Below are 17,645 nucleotides of genomic sequence, written 5' to 3'. Positions count from 1 at the left end.
ATTCCTCACGCCAATCCATGAAATTAATTCCGACTTTCCTGTGCCTGGCAGCCCTGCTGTCAGGCACTTTGGCTTCTTGTCAATCGCTGCAATCCGGCACCCATATGACCGTCACAGAAGAATCTTGGGGCGAAACCAAGAACGGACAGAAAGTCAGTCTCTATACCCTGCGCAATGAAAAGGGCATGGAGGCGAAGATTACCAACTATGGCGGGGTGATTGTCAGCCTCACGGCACCAGACCGCCAGGGACAGTTCGAGGATGTGGTGCTGGGCTTTGACAACCTCGCCCAATACGAGTCCTCAAGCCCGTTCTTCGGCTGTATTACCGGGCGTTATGCAAACCGGATCGCCGGTGGCAGGTTCACACTCGATGGGCGGGAGTATGTGTTGGCCAAGAACAATGGCCCCAACCACCTGCATGGTGGTCGAGTGGGTTTTGACAAAAAAGTCTGGACCGCCCGACCGATGAAACGGGGTGGGGCTGGACTGGAACTCACCTACACCAGCCCTGATGGCGAGGAGGGTTACCCCGGGACGCTGCAATGCAAGGTCACCTATGTGCTGACGAATGACAACAGCCTGGAGATCGAATACCGTGCCACCACGGACAAATCCACGGTCGTCAACCTGACGAACCACAGCTACTTCAACCTCGCTGGTGAAGGCAGTGGCAACATTCTGGGTCAGGAGTTGAGCATCAATGCCGACTACTACACACCGACAGACGACACCTTGATCCCGACAGGTGAGCGTTCCCCGGTCGCCGGGACTCCATTGGACTTCACCAGCCCTCATAAGATCGGGGTGCGCATCAATGCGGACTTCAAGCCGCTCCGTCAGGGCAAGGGATACGATCATAACTTCATTCTTGATGGATCTGGACTCCGCGTGGCCGCCCGTGCCAAAGATCCCAAGTCGGGGCGCGTGCTGGAAGTTTTGACGACAGAACCTGGTGTACAGCTCTACACGGCCAACCATCTGGGGATCACCGGCAAGAAGGGCCATAGCTACGGTGCACGTCATGCTTTCTGCCTGGAGACACAGCACTTCCCAGACAGTCCCAACCGGCCGGAGTTCCCCACCACGAAACTTTCTCCTGGGGACAGCTACCAGCACACATGCATCTTTAAGTTCAGCGTCGAATAACTGGGTGTGACTCCGTCTTTGAAAAAAGCTCCCTTGAGAGCTCCAGGACCGCGGTTTGAGGTCGAGAAGGACTTCGCCGGCCGCCAGCATATTGGTCACCGCGAGAAGCAGGAGGACTACTATGCCTTTGGCGATGTGTCGGAGAAACTGGAGCCCCCTTTCACCCGTCTGCTGGTTGGCCTGGGAGATGGTCTGGGTGCGCACATAGGAGGCAACGTGGCGAGTTTCCTTCTGGTCAGTGAATTCATCAAGGCCTACCGCCGGAGTGCCCTGACCGCTGCGTGGCGGCTTCGTGTGGCTCTGGAAGCGGCCAACGAGGCCCTGCATCACCTGAGCCATCGCCTGCAGTGGAACCAGGCACCCATGGGCAGCACCTTCATCGGTTTGGTCGTGACCGCAGACCATGCCCACTGGATCAGCGTAGGAGATTCCCCGCTTTTCCTCTTTCGGGAAGGGCAGTTGCAGCGCCTCAATGCAGATCACTCCCTTGCCCCCCTGCTCGATGATCGGGTGAGGCGCGGCGAAATGACCGCTCAAGAAGCCCAGTTCCACCCCGACCGGCACGTGCTGCAATCAGCCTGTATGGGGCTGCCTCTGACCCTGGTGGATGCCCGGATGGAGAAGTTCCCTCTGAAGCCGGGAGACGTCCTGATAGCGGCCAGCGACGGAGTGCTCACGCTGGACGCGGAAACCATTCAGGACCTGCTGGCTTTTGGCACAAATACGACTGCCGGAAAGATAGCTGATGCCCTGCTGTTCGCGGTTCGTGGAGCCCACCACCCCCGGCAGGACAACACCACCGTGGCCGTGGTGAAAATTCCCGCCGCGGCGAGCGGCAAACAAGCGCCTGAGGCGGCGGAAGCCTCCAGCACGGGTTCGGGGCCTCAGGGCGCTGATGCCTACGGCGCTGAGGGAAATTTGGTTAGTGAGTAGCGACGGAGCAGAAATGGACTGAATCAGAGGTAATCACCAGCCCTGCAAGAGGTCTGCGGATTGCAGGAAATCACAGAGGCTGCCAAAGCGGTGTCAAGCCACCGGCACTCCAAGACGCTGGCGCGTTGGGCGATCATGCCAGATGAAGGACTCTTTTGCTCCAGCGCCTGCGAACTTCGCGAAGCGTCTTGGAGTGCGTGCGGCTCGACGCCGCTTTCGCCTGTCGGATGAGCTTTCAATCTCCCCTCACCTCCGCCAGCCTGCTACGACGACGGCATCCGCTTCATCCACGAAGCCCCCACCGACCCTTCGTCCATCGGCTTCCGCCCTGTCGCTTTCAGCCAGGCCTCATAGCTCACTTCTTGGGCCTGCACGGGCTCCACAGGGCCTACATACCCCAGCTCTGCTCCCCCAACCTTTCCGCTGCTCCAGCGCACACCAGCACCTGTGCCCTGCAGCGTCACAATGCGATTCGTCGCGTAGATCACGTTGTCCGCCATCACAGAGCTCAGAGGTCCCAGCGGAGCTTTCACGTCCTTGTCCGCACAGCCGATGTTGATGCTCTCCCGGCACTGGTTGATGTAGTTGCCTGTAACCAAAGCGTCCTTCACCTGGAAATACCCGTTGGCCGGGGACTTCTCGATGCCGTTCATCAGGCAGATCGCAGCCCGGGCTTCAGCACCCTCCAGCTTCTCCAGATAGTTCCCGATCACCCGATGTCCCTCGCCTATGATGCGGATGCCGCCGGTGTGGGGACGGCCATTGCCAAAAAACGCATTGCCCGCCACCCGGCAGCGATTTCCATGCCGGAGGGTCAGGGTGCCCTGGCAATTCCGAAACACGTTGCCCTCATACACGTTCTCACAGGACTTGTTGGAGATCACCTCGACCTCCCCATTGCATTCCTCGAAGAGGTTTCCCATCACTCTGCACCTCGCGTTCTGCATGGAGGAATCACTGTCCCCCACCCTTAGGATCTCGCCGCCGTTCTTGCCCAGCTTGAGGCGCTTGCCGAAGGAGTTGGCCTCGATGACGTGGGAGGCCTCGCCGCCATCCAGCCACACCACCATGAGCGTGCCCTTCCCCGTCTTTCCGGCAAAGTGGCAGTGGTCCACTTTGTGATACGCGCCGTACAGAGACACCCACTTGCGTTCTTTGCCGTCGCCACCGCCCTCGCTCTCGGTGATAGCGCATTGCGTGAGGCGGCAGTGGCTGGCCAGATTCTTCGCATCGAACCGGAAGCTCACGACGTCTCCCTTCGTCGGAAGGGCGTCCTTGAACCAGAGGCCTTCCACGGTGAGATGACTCCCGGCGATGCGCAGGCTTGAGTTCCCGGAAATGACAACGACTCCAGGCGTGGCGGCCCGCAGGGTGATGGGGGCTTCTGCCGTTCCATGGGCCTGAAGCAAGAGGTCCACATCCGTCCAGGTGCCGTCCTTCATCACCAGCACATCCCCCGGTCGGGCGGCGGCGGCGGCAGCGCGGAGTTGAACCGCATCCGCTACTGCGACCTCGGCCGCAGCCAGGCGGCCACCGATCATTGGGATGCAGAGCGCCAGCAGGCCTGCCAGGGCGAGGCTTGGGTTCATGGTGAGAACGGAGGGATCAGCTCACGATCGTCACCTTGCTGCTCCGGTCTTTCTCAAAGGCATGCAGAAGCTTCCGGTTCGCATCAATGTGGCGCACGACAAACCGGTCCTGGGTGACTTCCAGGTGCGTGAAGCCGTGAATGGCTTGACCAAAGGGTCCGTGCACCACTCCGTTCTTGAACTCACGAACGCGGGCCCCGCCCCCGCCAGAAAGCACGAAGGAGGTGGGGTGCCCCTCGAACTCCATGTGTTGCATATCGTGATCGTGGCCGCAGAAGTAGAAGTCCACTTCGTGTTCGCGGAAGAGCTTGTCCCAGGCAGCGATGAGTGTCTTGCTGTCGCCGTGCACGCCGTTGGTGTAGAGCGGGTGGTGCCCCATCACCACCAACCAGGGAGTGGTACGGGGCTTGGCCAGCTCCGCCCGGAGCCATTTGTCCTGGGCCTGCTTTTCGTCCTGCGTCAGGGAGGCCACCCGGTTTTTGTAGTTGCTGTCCAGTACCAGCACCGTCATGAGTGGATTCACCTGAGGATGCTCCATGCGGTACCATTTGGCAGGCATCGTCCACCGGGTGCCGGGGTTCTCTGCCGCATAGGCGAGCTGCGCCTTCAGCTTGATCTCTGGCTCATCGTCGTAGTCGTGATTGCCAAGCATGGCGTAGCAGGGACCAGGGAACACGCTGGTCGGGTACATGTCCTCAAACTGGGACTTCCAGCGGGGATTTTTCAGCCCGCCTTTGAATGAGCCGTAGAAGTTGTCCCCCAACAGGAACAACGCCTCAGGCTTCACGGTCATGTCCTTGGCATAGGTCGCCATGCCACGCGCCACGGCCTCCTGAGGCTTCCAGTCCTTGTCCGGCCCCCAATCTCCGATCATGAGCAGGTGACTGGCCGTCTTGACGACTTCTTGAGCCGATACATGACGATAACCCTGACCCAGGAGCGCAGCCGCGCTGAAAGCAAAGGTTTGTTTTAGGAGACGACGGCGTGTCAGCGGTTGGGGTTCGGAGCTCATGGAAGCGGAAACGTATGGTGGAAGTGGGATTTAATCACAAACGCGCAGTCTGGTCATCCTCGTAGCTATTTGGGAATTTCGTTCATGACCCCGCCATCCCCATCTGCGCCGCTTGCCACAAAGCGGGCGTCCATCAGTGGATTGGCGGGAAGTAGCCGTGAACATCCATTGCCGACAAGATCAGGGCTCGAGCGCGGGAATCCTTGTCCCGGGCGACCATGCTGTATATGGGGTCTGTGACCCGTACGAATTCCTCAAGCTCCAGCTTGCTTGAACTTTGAGGAAAGGGCTATGTTTTTCCCGGTCACCATGAGCCCCCTTTCCCTCCCAGCCTTGCTGACCGTGTGCCTCATTCTAGGTGTGGGGACTCCCGACGCCTTCTCTCAAATCCCGCCTGCCGCCCCGGCGACGGTCGCGCCTGTGGCGAATGCCAACATCCTGCGCCGCGCCAATGAGGTGGCCCGCTATCCGGAGATCGATCCGGAATTGCAGCCCCCTGTGCAACTGGATGCCACGGTGACCTTTGTAGATCCCGGCGGCACCGTCTTTCTCCAGGATGAGTCGGGAGCCACCTTCATACGGAATTCCAAGTCCGGACGCTCCATGCGGCCGGGCATGCGATTGCGGGTGAAAGGGACTCGCGTCCCTGGCTTGTACATCGGTGGGATTGCTCCAGAGTCGGTGGAGATCCTGGGTGAAGGGCCGCTGCCCAGCCCGGTGAAGGTGACTCCGGACGATCTCGTGGACGGGCGCTATCACTATCAACTGGTGGAACTGGATGGCGTGGGACGCTCGATGGAGCTCACAGGGGAAAACACCGCCAGCCTCCGGCTCAACACGCGAGATGGCGTGGCAGAGGTGCGTTTCGACCAGAATCCACCGGAAGACACCCACGACTTTGTCGATGCACAGCTCAAAGTCACTGGGCTGGCGGCGGGGGCGATCAATGATCGCCGTCAGCTGGTGCATCCCTACGTCCGGGTCGCCGACATTCGGGCCATTACCATCAGCGCTCCCCCACCCCCAGACCCTTTTGACCTCCCCCCCGTCTCCGTGGCAGCGCTCCTGGCCGCTGCCAATCGCAATCCCGATATTCATCGGGTGAAGGTGAAGGGCACGGCGCTCAGCGGCGTGCTGGGCGGCGGCTTCTATCTCCGGGAAGGAACCCGCAGCCTGTTTGTCCACACGCCATACGCGGAACCACTGGAACCTGGAGATGATGTGGAAGCGCTGGGCTTTCCCCAGATGGGCAACTTCAGTGCCATGCTGGCAGACGCAGTTTTTCGCGTGACCGCTCGCGGCACTACTCCGGCACCAGTCGCAGTCACGGCCAAGGAGTTGGCCAACGGCAGCTGCGATTCTGAGCTCGTGGTGGTCAATGCCAAGATTCTGCAACGGTCCGGGACAGCGAATGTCTGGGTGGCCGAGGTGGAATCGACCAGCTTCAAGGTGATCGGCCCGGCATCCCCTGCGATGATGTTTGAGCCGGGTTCGAGGGTGCAATTCACCGGGTTGTGCCGGGTCAGTTCCACCCGGTCAGAGGGGTACCGCACCTTCCCCACCTCCTATGACCTGTGGCTTCGTCAGCCGGAGGATGCTCTGCTGCTGACGGCACCGTCCTGGTGGAATGCCCGGCGTCTGGCGCTGGCGCTGGCGGGAGTCGCCGGTGCGGGCGTGCTCGTGGCCGCATGGGCTGGTCTGCTCAAGCTACAGGTGAACCGGCAGCTGGGTCTCTTGCAACTGAAGACGCAGCAGGAGGCAGTTTTGGAGGAACGGCAACGCATTGCGCGGGAGTTTCATGACACGCTAGAACAGGAACTGGCCGGCCTCTCCCTGCGCCTGGACGCCGCGACGCCGCGGGTGGCCGATGACAAGGCGCGCCAGCTTCTGGAACAGCAGCGCAAACTGCTTTCCCGGCTTCAGACGGAAACCCGGGACTTTGTCTGGGATCTGCGTGACGCCTCACGCAATGAGGTGCCGCTTCCCGAGGCTCTCCAAGGGCTCGTCGATCACCTGCAGACGACGACGGCGATCCCGATTCAGGTGGAAGTGCACGGCGAGATTCCTCCCCTGCCGCCGCTCGTCCAGCATCATCTCCTGCGCATCGCCCGGGAGGCCGTGAACAATGCTCTGAAATATGCGCTGCCTCAAAAGGTGATTGTCAAGGTCGAGACCGATGCCCAGGTGTTGCGGCTCACGGTGGCCGACGATGGCAAGGGCTTTGATCCCAGCAAGATGTCCGTGTCTGGCGGGCACTTTGGCCTGCAGGGCATGAGGGAGAGATCAAGGAAACTACACACGGAGCTGTCCTTGCAGAGCACTCCGGGTGGAGGCACTTCGGTGGGATTGACACTTGCGCTGCCCGCCCTCCGCGCGTCATTCACCTGATGTCCACTGCGCCTCCTCCTGTTCGCATCCTTCTCGTTGACGACCATTTCGTGGTCCGCAGCGGACTGGCGGCTTCTCTTGGGCTTGAGGAGGATCTGCTGGTGGTCGCTGAGGCCGGCAGTGCGGCGGAGGCTCTGACCGCCTGCGCCGCCCACACTCCGGACGTCGTCATCATGGATCTCCAGCTTGGGGAGGTGAACGGCATCACTTGCACAGAGCAGCTTGGGCAGGCCCACCCGGGCATCCGCATCCTCGTCTTTTCCTCCTTTGCACGGGATGAGGACGTGTACCGGGCCATCAGGGCCGGGGCTCTGGGGTACCTGCAAAAGTCCGCTCCCCGCGAGGACCTGCTGAAGGCCATCCGCACCGTGGGCTTGGGCAAGCGCTACCTCCCAGGAGACATCGCCCAGCGTCTGGCGGAGCGGCTGGGCAGGCCGGAACCCAGCCCGCGGGAGCGCGAGGTGCTGGCCCAGATGGCCAAAGGGCGCAGCAATAAAGAAATCGCCTCCGTTCTCGGTCTGAGTGAGGAGACCGTGAAACGCCACGTAAGCAATGTCCTGGAAAAACTGGGGGCTCAAGACCGCACCCAGGCGGTGACGGAAGCGATCCGGCGAGGACTCCTGGAGGTCTGAACATCACCCGAATGGGGGATGCGGGACCACCCCGAATGCGGTTCGGGCGAGTGTTGAAAGACGCGGCCTGACTCCGTTATTCTTTTAGCACACACCGCCATGCACTTTCCCCGCAAACCTTTTCTTTTCCTGGCTCTGGCCTCGGCAACTGCCTTTGGGCAGACGACCAACGATGCCACGAATGACTCCGTGAACGACTCCAGCGACAAAGTGGCGGAACAGGCCCCCGCTCCGCTGATCAAATGGACCTTCGACAAGGATGAGCCCGGCGCGTGGCAGGGTGGCAAGTCCATCACCCCGACGGGGCCGCAGACACCGACGTTCCCCGGCTTCAAAGCGGGCAATAAGGCGGCGGTCTTCTCCGGCAGCGGCACCAGCATCAATGTCCGTGAATCGGATGTCCCGGGAGTGAACCTGCGTTTTGTTAAAGGGGATGCCATCACGCTGGAAGCGTGGGTCAGCGTCGAGCAAATCAAGAACGGCTCCTACTGTTATCTCGTAAGCAAGGGCCGCAACAAGAAAGCCGCTTTCTCCACAGAGAACCAAAACTATGCCCTGCGCCTCAAAGGCGAAGGTGGCGAGGCCCGGCCTTCGTTCCTCTTCCGCAGCGAGTCCGACAAGCCAGATGGCACACGCGAGTATCACCGCTGGGTGGCCGAAGAAGGATTCACTCCCGGCACCGGGTGGCACCATGTTGTGGTGAGCTATACGTTCGGCAAGGCCGACAGCCTCGAAGCCTATGTGGACGGCAAGGAGGTCAAGGGCGTGTGGGACATGGCGGGCAAGACCAACAACGGTCCTGTAAATGATGCCGACGACTTGAACATCGGCTCCGGTTACGGCGGCGGCGCCGGCAACTCGCTGCAAGGGTCGCTGGATGAAGTGGCCATCTATCGCGGCACTCTGCCTGAGTCAGTGGTGGCCCAACGCTTCCAGTATGTGCCCCAGCCCCCAGTGGTCGAGCGCAGCATGATTCCAGATGGCAAGGTGCTCGTGCAGATCTGCGAGGACCGCCTGCCAGAAAAGAACGCCTGGCCGACCCAATCCCCCCGGGCCACGGAGTCCTACGGTGAGCGTGCGTTTGGCCTGTTCGAAGTGCCTCACAAGTACATCACCAGCGGCGTGCGCGCAGATCGCCCCATCCCTTTTCTTGTGCGGGCAGCCGCGGTGGTGAACCTCCCGGCGGGCAAGCATCGCATCCTCCTGCGTGGTCGGGGGGCTTCTCATCTGCACATCGATGGGGTGCAGTTGCTCACCACGACTTTCCCCAAACCCGACAGCGGCGGACATGGCCATGTGGGCGAGCAGGAAGGCTATCTCAACCTCGGCCCGGACTTCCGCTTTGCCCCTCCCGGCACCCAGGAAACGTGGTGCGAGTTTGAATCAAAAGGCGGGGAGCATACCGTCGTCTTGGAAACACTGGTGGGCGGCATGGTTGGAAAAAGCAAGCGTCGGCCTGAACTGGGGGAAACCGTCGTGGCCTGGTCCAAGCAAGGCACGGAGACCTGGCAACTACTCACCCCGGCCAAGGGCGGCAAGGCGGGTGAAGCCATCACGTACAATGACCAGGGTTGGACGACTTATGCGGCAGACCGTCAGGCAAGGTTGGATGAAATGAACAGCCAGCGTCGCGCGGAGCGGCTGGCCGAAACCAAGCCGTATTGGGACAACCGCCGCAAAGCAGTGCAAGACTGGCTGGCCAGCACCAAGGAGGTGGCCGTGCCCCCGCTCGTCAAGGGCTATCCTGCCCTCAACCCCATCGATCACTTCCTCTCTGTGAAGATGGCGACGGTGAGTGAGCAGAACACGGCCTCCCACAGCGGCAAGGTGGACTTCTATCGCGACATCCAGCCCATCTTGGAGACCAAGTGCTATGACTGTCACCAGGGCACGAAGACCAAGGGCGACCTCAAGCTCGACTCTCTGGCCGCAGCAATGCATGGCGGTGAGAACGACGGTCCTGCCGTCACGCCACTGCACCCGGAGGAGAGCTCCCTGCTTGCGCGAGTCATCACGGATGATGAAGACGCCATCATGCCCCCCAAAGGCAGCCGGTTGACCAAGGAACAGACGGATTTGATCACCCTCTGGATCAATGAGGGGGCCGTCTGGCCCGAAATGAAGGTGGACAAGATCACCGTAACCGCGCTGACCTCCGACCTCGCGTTCCTGCGCCGTGCTTACCTCGATACAGTGGGCGTGCCGCCAACGCTGGCCGAGATCGAAGCCTTCCAGAAGGACACCAGCGCTGACAAGCGTATTCGCGCGATTGACAAACTGCTCACCGATCCCCGCTGGGCCGACAACTGGACGGGCTACTGGCAGGATGTGCTGGCAGAGAACCCCAACATCTTGAACCCGACGCTCAACAACTCCGGTCCCTTCCGCTGGTGGATCTACGAGGCACTGCTGGATAACAAGCCGATGGACCTGTTCGTCACAGAACTGCTGACCATGAAGGGCAGTGTCCGCTTTGGTGGCCCTGCTGGCTTCGGCGTGGCGTCACAGAATGACGTGCCCATGGCCGCCAAGGGCACGATTGTGAGCACTGCCTTCCTGGGTGTGGAGACAAAGTGCGCCCGCTGCCACGACTCCCCTTCTCATGAGTCCCTACAGGAGGACCTCTTTGCCCTGGCGGCGATGCTGTCCCAGAAACCCGTGGATGTGCCCACCACAAGCAGTGTGCCCATGGACAAGTTGCATGAAGGGGGCCGCAAGCCGCTCATTCAAGTGACGCTGAAGCCAGGTTCCAAAGTGCAGCCCAAGTGGCGTTTCACGAAGTTTGGTGATGAGGCGTCCGGAGCCGCTCTTGCGGAGCATCCTGAAGACACCCGCGAGCAACTGGCGGCGATCATCACAGGTCCGCAGAACGAGCGCTTTGCCCAAGTCATGGCCAACCGCCTCTGGGCCCGCCTCATGGGGCGAGGCATCGTGGAGCCGGTGGAAGACTGGGAGAAAGGCAAGCCTACCCATCCTGAGCTTCTGCAATGGCTGGGCCGTGAGTTTGTGCGCAATGGCTATGATGCCAAGAAGCTGGTCCGCCTGATCATGACGTCCCACGCCTATCAACGCGCAACGGATGACACCCTGCGTACCGCGAGCCCGCTCTTCGCCTCCCCGGCACCCCGCCGCCTGGAAGCGGAGCAGATCGTCGATTCCCTCTTTGCCGCCACGGGCAAGCCCTTCAATCTGGAAGAAGTGAGCCTCGACATCGACGGCCGTCGCGATCTGGGCAACTCCATCAGCCTCGGCCATCCCCGCCGTAGCTGGATGCTCACCTCCACCTCGAATGAGCGTGACCGCCCCAGCCTGGCTCTCCCCCGCAACCAGGCCGTGTGCGACGTGCTGGGCGCCTTCGGCTGGCGTGGGTCCCGTCAGGATCCCGTGAGCAAGCGCGACCGGGAGTCGAATGTCCTGCAGCCTGCCATCATCTCCAACGGCACCGTGGGCATCTGGCTCACCCGACTGAGCGATGACCACGGAATCACTGCCCTGGCGCTGGAAGACCGGCCCGTGGACCAGTTTGTGGACACGTTGTTCCTGAAACTCCTCACCCGTATGCCGACCGCGGAGGAGAAGCAACGCTACACGGAGTTCCTCGGTGCAGGCTATGCCGATCGCAAACTCTCCCCGGTGCCTGTCGCCACCCCAGCCCCGCGGGTGAAGCCCATGTACGTGTCCTGGTCCAACCACCTGGACCCCGTGGCCACCACGGTGCGCATGGCGGAAGAAACGGCCGCCCGCAAGGGTGACCCACCCACCCAGAAGCTGGATGCTGCCTGGCGTCAGAAGCTGGAGGACGCCCTCTGGGCCCTGCTGAACGCCCCGGAATGGGTCTTCGTCCCCTGATTCACCATCCGTTTCCGCTTCTTCAACCCATCTAATTTCCTCGTACTATGAACCGCAGATCCTTCCTTAAGACCGCCGCCCTGGCCCCCCTCGCGGCCTATGCCAGTCCCCAGGCCATGATGCCCAAGGGCAAGGCGGAGCACTGCATCTTCATCTGGCTGGGCGGCGGGATGTCGCAGATCGACACCTTTGACCCCAAGGCTCTGGGCAACTCCAAGGCGACGCCCAAGCTGGCAGGCTCAGAGTACGCCTCCATTGATACGGCAGTGTCAGGCGTGAAGGTGTGCGAGCACCTCAAGAAGACCGCCCCGCTCATGGACCGCATCACTGCGGTGCGCACCGTGAATCACAAGGTCATTGATGAGCACGCCTTCGCCACGAACATCGTCCACACCGGCCGGATGATCAGCGGTAACGTGACTTATCCCTCTATCGGCTCCATCATCGCTCATGAGCGTGGTGCTGCCGATCCCAAAGTGCCCGCCTACATGCTGATCGGCTACCCCAACGTGAGCCGCGGACCAGGTTTCCTCGGAGCCAAGGACGGCTACGTGTATCTTACGGATACGGCCACGGGACCCGCAGGCTTCACCCGCCCAGATTTCGTCACCCCCGACCGGATGAGTGCCCGGGAGAAGCTTCTTGAACCCCTGCAGAAGCGCACCAGCGACCACTCGGTGATGGGCGACTACGAGACGGCACAGCGGGAGGCGCTGCGGCTGGCCGGTCCGGAGTTCATGCGCAATTTCAAGCTGGATGAGGAATCCTCCACTCTGCGCCAGGCCTATGGCGGCGAGTTCGGCCAACGCTGCCTGCTCTCCCGCCGCCTGGTACAGTCCGGAGTGCGTTTCATTGAGGTTTCACACAACTTGAACTTCATCAACGGCACCGGTTGGGACACGCACAACGAGGGTCAACTCCAGCAGCACGTGCTTATCCAGGAGCTGGACACCGCCCTGTCTGCCCTGATCATCGATCTGGAGGAGAAGCGCCTCCTGGACAAGACGCTCATCGTCATCGGCACCGAGTTCGGTCGCCCTGCCGCCTACGATGGCAAAGGGGGGCGCGGCCACCAGGGTACCGCCTTTTCCCTGATCCTCGCTGGGGGGGGGCTCAAGCATTGCGGCGCGTATGGGGTCACAGACGACCTCTCCAAGAACGTCCTGGAGAATCCCGTCAGCATCCCGGATTTTCATGCCACCGTCCATGCCGCCATGGGCGTGGACCCTTCCAAGGAGCTCTTTGATGCATCCCGCCCGGTGCCCATCACCGACGGCGGACACCCCATTCAGGCACTTTTCAGCTAGCCAAATCCGTCAACCTCCTGCAAAATCAGTGCTTTGCAGGAGGCGGGAAACGGCAAGCCGGGTCGTCCACCCGCTTGCTGAGTGGCGTATAGAAGTGGGAATGGACATCAATCAAGAAGCCAGTCTGACTATCCCCGGAGAACTGCCTGTGATGGTGCTCTCTGACTGCCACCTTTTTCCGGGCTGCCTTCTTCCGCTGTACATCTTTGAAGAGCGCTACCGCTCCATGCTGACCCACGCGCTGCAGTCGCATCGCATGTTTTGCATCGGGAATCGGAGCGATGAAGGCGACAGCGACCAGATCAATCCGCACACAACTGCCGGGCTGGTCCGGGCCTGCGTCCAGCAGGATGATGGCACCTCCCACTTGCTCCTCCTCGGGGTCCGCCGCATTCGCCTCAAAAAATGGGTCCAGGAACGCCCCTTCCGCATCGCGGCCGTCGATCCAGTCGAGACCCACATCGACGATATCGACAAGGTGATGGACCTGAAAGACAAGGCCCTCCAGCTCTTCAAGGTGGGCAAAGACGAGAGCGCATCCCAGCTCTGTGAAACGCTGGGAGAGAACGACAATCCGGAGCTCATTTGTGATGTGCTGAGCTACCATTTCACCCGCTGCCCCAAGCTGCAGCAAAAGCTCCTTGCTGAGACCTCTCTAGCCCGCCGGTTTGAGCTGCTGATCGACGCCCTGCGCAAGAGGGAGTGCCTGTAAGCAGGGCGACGGGGGAAGACTTGATTTTTCCTGCTCCCCGGAGCATGGGTGGACTTGCACTTCCTCCTTACCAACGACGACGGCATTGAAGCCCCCGGACTGGCCGCTCTGGCCGCCGCAGTTTCAGCAATTCCCGGGGCTACCTACACGATTGCCGCCCCAGATCGCGAGTACTCCCAGTGTGGCCATCGCGTGACCACCACGGAGGTCCTGAAGGTCCTCCAGAAGGCGGAACACGCCTATGCCGTCAGCGGCACTCCGGCCGATTGCGTGCGGGCAGCCGTCTTTGGCCTGGGTATTAAGCCGGACTTTGTGCTCTCCGGCGTGAACGCCGGCGGGAACATGGGGCAGGATCTGGTCATCTCCGGCACGGTCGCCGGGGCGAGAGAAGCGGCGTATCACGGGTTCCGTTCGGCCGCTTTTTCGCACTATCTCGTGAAGGGCATTGCTCTTGATTGGGAACGGACAGGCCGTTGGACCACCCAGTTAATCGAGTGGTTGCTGGGTCAGAATTTGGCGGATGGCGAGTTCTGGAACGTCAACTACCCCCACCTGCCACCTGGCAGCGAGGCATTGCCGGAGCGATTGATCACCTCCCCCGCCCGCCCGCCGATGCTGGTGACGTATGATCGGAGTGAGGGAAATGCGGGAGAGTGGGACCTGCGCTACACCGCCCGGTATGCAGACCGCCCAGCACCTGTGGGTTCTGATGTGAACGTGTGTTTTGGTGGAGCGGTCTCGGTGAGCAGGTTGAGCGTCGTTGCGTAGGTGCCTGGACCGGAATGGTTGGACAACCCCCAAGACGAAGCGAGAATTCCCGCGCCCCCCCTGCCAACAGCGCTATGAACGAGGCACACGGAGACAAGACGAAACCTATCAGTGCTCAATCAGGCCTTCTGGGCGGCAGCGATCGCTTTTTCCTACGTCATCAGGTTGCTGCCCACCGGATCTGGCCACATGCCCAAGATCGATAAGGTCCTGATTCCGATCATCCAAATTATGCTCGCAAGCGCAAGCGCACTCGGCCAGCGCAACCAAGACTGACATTGAATTGCCTATTCTTGCCACCTCCAATCTCATGAAACACCTTCTGGCCCTCTCTCTGCTCTTGACCTTCACCTTAGTCGCAAGTGCCCAGCTACCTCCAAAGGAGCCCAGCCGCGTCAGCACAACCGCGAATTTGCGTGATTTCCTGCTCACCAGCAAGTGGTCCTGGCGCAATGTGAGCGCTGGGGTGCCGGATCGGGAGTGCGTGTTCATGCCTGACGGCACATTCCGCCACCCGCATTTCACAGCGAAATTCGTCATCAAAGACATCAAGACCGTGGAGCTCAATCGCAAAGGCGGAGAGCAGGCCGTGATGACCTTCAGTGATGATTACTCGACCTTCGAAGTGCTCGACTTCGACAAGGCCCGGAGAATCACCGGCAAGAGGCTGCCGAAGTAACAGTGGATTAGCCAATTTACGCCCGCACGGGATGGAAAAAAGGCTCTTGATACTTGTCGCCGTCGGACTGCTGATCGGATTGACCGCATCAGGCGAATTTCTTCGCCGCCAGAGTTCTAAAAAGTTGTGGCCAGCCCAAACAGCTTGAAAATGCGATCAAACTCGGCTCCGCGCTATCAGTTCATCGGCAAAAGCATGGATTCTACCCTGAGGTGCTGACAGAGCTGACAACAGACGGACTTCTGGACAAGAAGGAGTTTGAGGCACTCCGGTTCAAAATTTCATCAGGCGCCAGGAGCGAGAACTGGTTGTACCATGCTCCGACTAACGCATCTGATGTTGCCATCATATCAGCATCCCCTGAGGATGCCTCACATTGATGAAGAACTCAACTTTGCGCGGAGGCGCGTAGTGGTACCACAACCGCCAAAACAGGCAGGTATCAGGCTTGGGGGGCAACAAGTTTGGGTATTGCCCGACCAGACGCCGTGGGGCGTTCAAGAGTCAGTGCGTCAAGGGTGATTACCTATCCCCCCTTCGCTCCCAAACCGACGGGGACCGTCGGACTACTCCCGCAGCGTTGCCTCAGGCGTAGTCCGGATGTGCCATCCGGCTCAAGCGCCGTCCCCCTGAGATTCGTTCGTCTCTAACACTCCTTCCCTCCCTGACGCTATAGGGCAGGGCAAGCGCTCCGCTTGCCTTGCATGTCCGCCGAACTGAGGCAACCGAAGCGGTCGCCCTACAAACCAAGTTATCTGGACGGCGATTCCTAATACAATCTCATGGGACATCTGCACACGACCCGGCCAGGAATGTCCTCTATCCTTTTACTGATCACGAGCCTGGAAGCCGAAAGGATGCGGGGTTCCCAGCCCCCACGTTGGAGCGAAGGGATGGAGCGTCATACGGCATTTGAACGTGATGCGGGGCTGCCACCCCAGTTGAAGCTCTCCAGAGGCCACCAGGGAAGGAATCGGAGGTGCCAAAAAAGGCCCGAGTGGCGCCACTCCTCCGGGGGAGGACACATTTCCGGGGTACGTAATGCTACCGCGACTCACGGCCATGTGAAGCACCCTTTGGGTATTTGGCAGCACGCATAAACCAAACATCCGCTACCGGAAAGCTATCGCCTGCCAAGGAACCTCGGCTCCCAAACCCAGTCTGGCGATCTCTCAATGGCCTGTGCGGGAGACGTACCCAGGGTTGACTCATGGCCCCCTTACGGGACTCGTTCCACCACAGGGCTGCGCTACAAATCTCCTTGGGCGATTAATTCCAGACTGCGCAGAAGCCACCTCCTTTGCAGCCAAATTCAGAATCGCAAAGCCCGGGACTTCGGAGCCTGCACCAATCATCCGGGATCACCCCAAACCTGGCGGTCGGCATTTCGGCATAAGAAACCCGCAGCGCCTTGAACGAGCGAATCTGCGGGTGAAATAAAAATCTAAAAGGATGGTGCGCGATACAGGGTTCGAACCTGTGACATCTTGCGTGTGAAGCAAGCGCTCTACCACTGAGCTAACCGCGCGTCGCCGAAGCGGAGGTTTATGTACCTCAGACCAAAAACTTTGCCACTAAAATCTTCACTTTCGTGAACTTTTTTCGGGGTCCGAGAAGCCCTCACCCGTTGCTGCCGAGCAACTTCCCTCTCCCTTCCATCATCACCTCCGGGCCAGGTCCATTGCGGCCAGCTCAGCCCGGCTTTGTGGCTGGTTCCCAAGACTCCGTAGCTTTCCCCGTGCCCACCAGCTCGAACTCCTCCGCCTCTTCCTCTTCTTCATCAAGCGGGGCAAAACGTTCTGAGCGGAACCCAAGCTCCTGTTTCACACTGGAATGGGGATCATCTGGATTGCGCAGTTCTTCCAGCAGCAGCAGGAGGTCAAACTCGGCCCCGCTCAACTTGATCTCGGCGTCATCGTTGACCACGAAGGTGGGATTGGAGCGCCCCACGCCCACGGCCCGAACGGTGTAGATACGGTTCTTCTTTGGCAAAGCCCGGTACAGGTCGTAAACCCACGGGTCGAATTCGTCGTTGATGCACACCACCTGCTGGCCGGTCTTGAACATGATCGTCGGGTCGGAATGGAGATTGGTCGCCTCGGGTGAGGGGGACACGGATAGCACACGGTCTGGAGCGTCGCCACGAATATGAACAACCGCAAAAAAGAGGCGCAGGTCTCCCTGCGCCTCTTTTCCGGGGGGCCGATGGTGAATCTCAGTTCTTTATTTCACCAGCGCGGCAAAACGATTCCGTTCGGTCCACAGGAGGAACAAGGAAAGCACAGCGGCCAGAAGGGCTGGCGGGTTGAACCCCTTGGAAAGGAAGAGGTCATAGAGGTTGATGTTGATGATGATCGGCCCGAGCACAAGGAGTCCCAACGGCAGGAACCGCTTGTTGAGCACCAACAGGCCGCCGACCACCTCCAAGGCCTTGATCACTGCCAGGTACCCACTGAGGAACATGGCACCGAGGAAGGCCCCGGCCTGACCACTGGCGGGCGGCACCGGGATGAACTTCAGCCAGAAATTCAGGCCAAAAACAAGGAAGATCAATGCGAGAAGGACTCGAGCGACAAGGGGAGCAATTTTCATAAAGGAGAGCGCGAAAGGGTGAAGGATCGACAAGGC

Annotated in this window: 13 protein-coding genes and 1 tRNA gene; 9 read left to right on the top strand and 5 right to left on the bottom strand. The window is 60.5% G+C overall.

All coding sequences use genetic code 11. The features are described 5' to 3' along the window. Positions 1-17 precede the first annotated feature (17 nt). The gene (locus VSP_RS16190) at positions 18-1,148 is read left to right on the top strand and encodes an aldose epimerase family protein (RefSeq protein WP_029190497.1); all 1,131 of its coding nucleotides are present in this window, start codon (positions 18-20) and stop codon (positions 1,146-1,148) included. Between the two features lie 33 nt (positions 1,149-1,181). Beyond that, positions 1,182-2,081 carry a PP2C family protein-serine/threonine phosphatase gene (locus tag VSP_RS35790; protein WP_009961966.1) on the top strand — a complete coding sequence of 300 codons (900 nt, stop codon included), beginning with the start codon at positions 1,182-1,184 and terminating at the stop codon, positions 2,079-2,081. Positions 2,082-2,344: 263 nt separating this feature from the next. On the opposite strand, the gene VSP_RS35785 is transcribed toward VSP_RS35790, so the two are convergent. After that, on the bottom strand, positions 2,345-3,670 hold the full coding sequence (locus VSP_RS35785; RefSeq protein WP_009961964.1) for a polysaccharide lyase 6 family protein: 1,326 nt from the start codon (positions 3,668-3,670) through the stop codon (positions 2,345-2,347). A gap of 16 nt (positions 3,671-3,686) precedes the next feature. After that, the gene (locus VSP_RS16175) at positions 3,687-4,682 is read right to left on the bottom strand and encodes a metallophosphoesterase (protein ID WP_009961963.1); all 996 of its coding nucleotides are present in this window, start codon (positions 4,680-4,682) and stop codon (positions 3,687-3,689) included. A gap of 309 nt (positions 4,683-4,991) precedes the next feature. On the opposite strand from VSP_RS16175, the gene VSP_RS35780 reads away from it, so the two are divergent. The 7 genes from VSP_RS35780 to VSP_RS16135 all read left to right on the top strand — a co-directional run bounded on the left by VSP_RS35780 (position 4,992) and on the right by VSP_RS16135 (position 15,017). Then, positions 4,992-7,070: a sensor histidine kinase gene (locus tag VSP_RS35780; protein WP_198141405.1), complete on the top strand. Its 2,079-nt coding sequence runs from the start codon at positions 4,992-4,994 to the stop codon at positions 7,068-7,070. Beyond that, the gene (locus tag VSP_RS16165) at positions 7,070-7,702 is read left to right on the top strand and encodes a response regulator (protein ID WP_009961960.1); all 633 of its coding nucleotides are present in this window, start codon (positions 7,070-7,072) and stop codon (positions 7,700-7,702) included. The genes VSP_RS35780 and VSP_RS16165 overlap by 1 nt, the downstream gene beginning before the upstream one ends. A gap of 99 nt (positions 7,703-7,801) precedes the next feature. Next, on the top strand, positions 7,802-11,551 hold the full coding sequence (locus tag VSP_RS35775; RefSeq protein ID WP_009961959.1) for a DUF1553 domain-containing protein: 3,750 nt from the start codon (positions 7,802-7,804) through the stop codon (positions 11,549-11,551). 47 nt (positions 11,552-11,598) lie between these two features. Beyond that, positions 11,599-12,858 carry a DUF1501 domain-containing protein gene (locus VSP_RS16155; protein ID WP_009961958.1) on the top strand — a complete coding sequence of 420 codons (1,260 nt, stop codon included), beginning with the start codon at positions 11,599-11,601 and terminating at the stop codon, positions 12,856-12,858. Positions 12,859-12,958: 100 nt separating this feature from the next. Next, positions 12,959-13,570: an LON peptidase substrate-binding domain-containing protein gene (locus tag VSP_RS39565; RefSeq protein ID WP_009961957.1), complete on the top strand. Its 612-nt coding sequence runs from the start codon at positions 12,959-12,961 to the stop codon at positions 13,568-13,570. 54 nt (positions 13,571-13,624) lie between these two features. After that, positions 13,625-14,338: a 5'/3'-nucleotidase SurE gene (gene surE, locus VSP_RS16145; protein WP_029190496.1), complete on the top strand. Its 714-nt coding sequence runs from the start codon at positions 13,625-13,627 to the stop codon at positions 14,336-14,338. 310 nt (positions 14,339-14,648) lie between these two features. Further along, entirely contained in the window at positions 14,649-15,017 is a 369-nt protein-coding gene (locus VSP_RS16135; RefSeq protein WP_009961954.1) for a hypothetical protein, read from the top strand. Between the two features lie 1,453 nt (positions 15,018-16,470). Here VSP_RS16135 and VSP_RS16130 read toward each other — a convergent pair. From VSP_RS16130 to VSP_RS16120, 3 genes are all read right to left on the bottom strand, one after another. Further along, positions 16,471-16,545: transfer RNA gene (locus VSP_RS16130), tRNA-Val, on the bottom strand. 164 nt (positions 16,546-16,709) lie between these two features. Beyond that, entirely contained in the window at positions 16,710-17,132 is a 423-nt protein-coding gene (locus VSP_RS16125; RefSeq protein ID WP_198141404.1) for a hypothetical protein, read from the bottom strand. A 108-nt stretch (positions 17,133-17,240) separates the two neighbouring features. Further along, the gene (locus tag VSP_RS16120) at positions 17,241-17,609 is read right to left on the bottom strand and encodes a hypothetical protein (protein ID WP_009961950.1); all 369 of its coding nucleotides are present in this window, start codon (positions 17,607-17,609) and stop codon (positions 17,241-17,243) included. Positions 17,610-17,645 lie beyond the last annotated feature (36 nt).

The sequence above is a fragment of the Verrucomicrobium spinosum DSM 4136 = JCM 18804 genome (assembly GCF_000172155.1).
GTDB classification, from domain to species: Bacteria; Verrucomicrobiota; Verrucomicrobiia; order Verrucomicrobiales; family Verrucomicrobiaceae; genus Verrucomicrobium; species Verrucomicrobium spinosum.
This window is presented reverse-complemented; position numbering and strand designations above follow the sequence as displayed.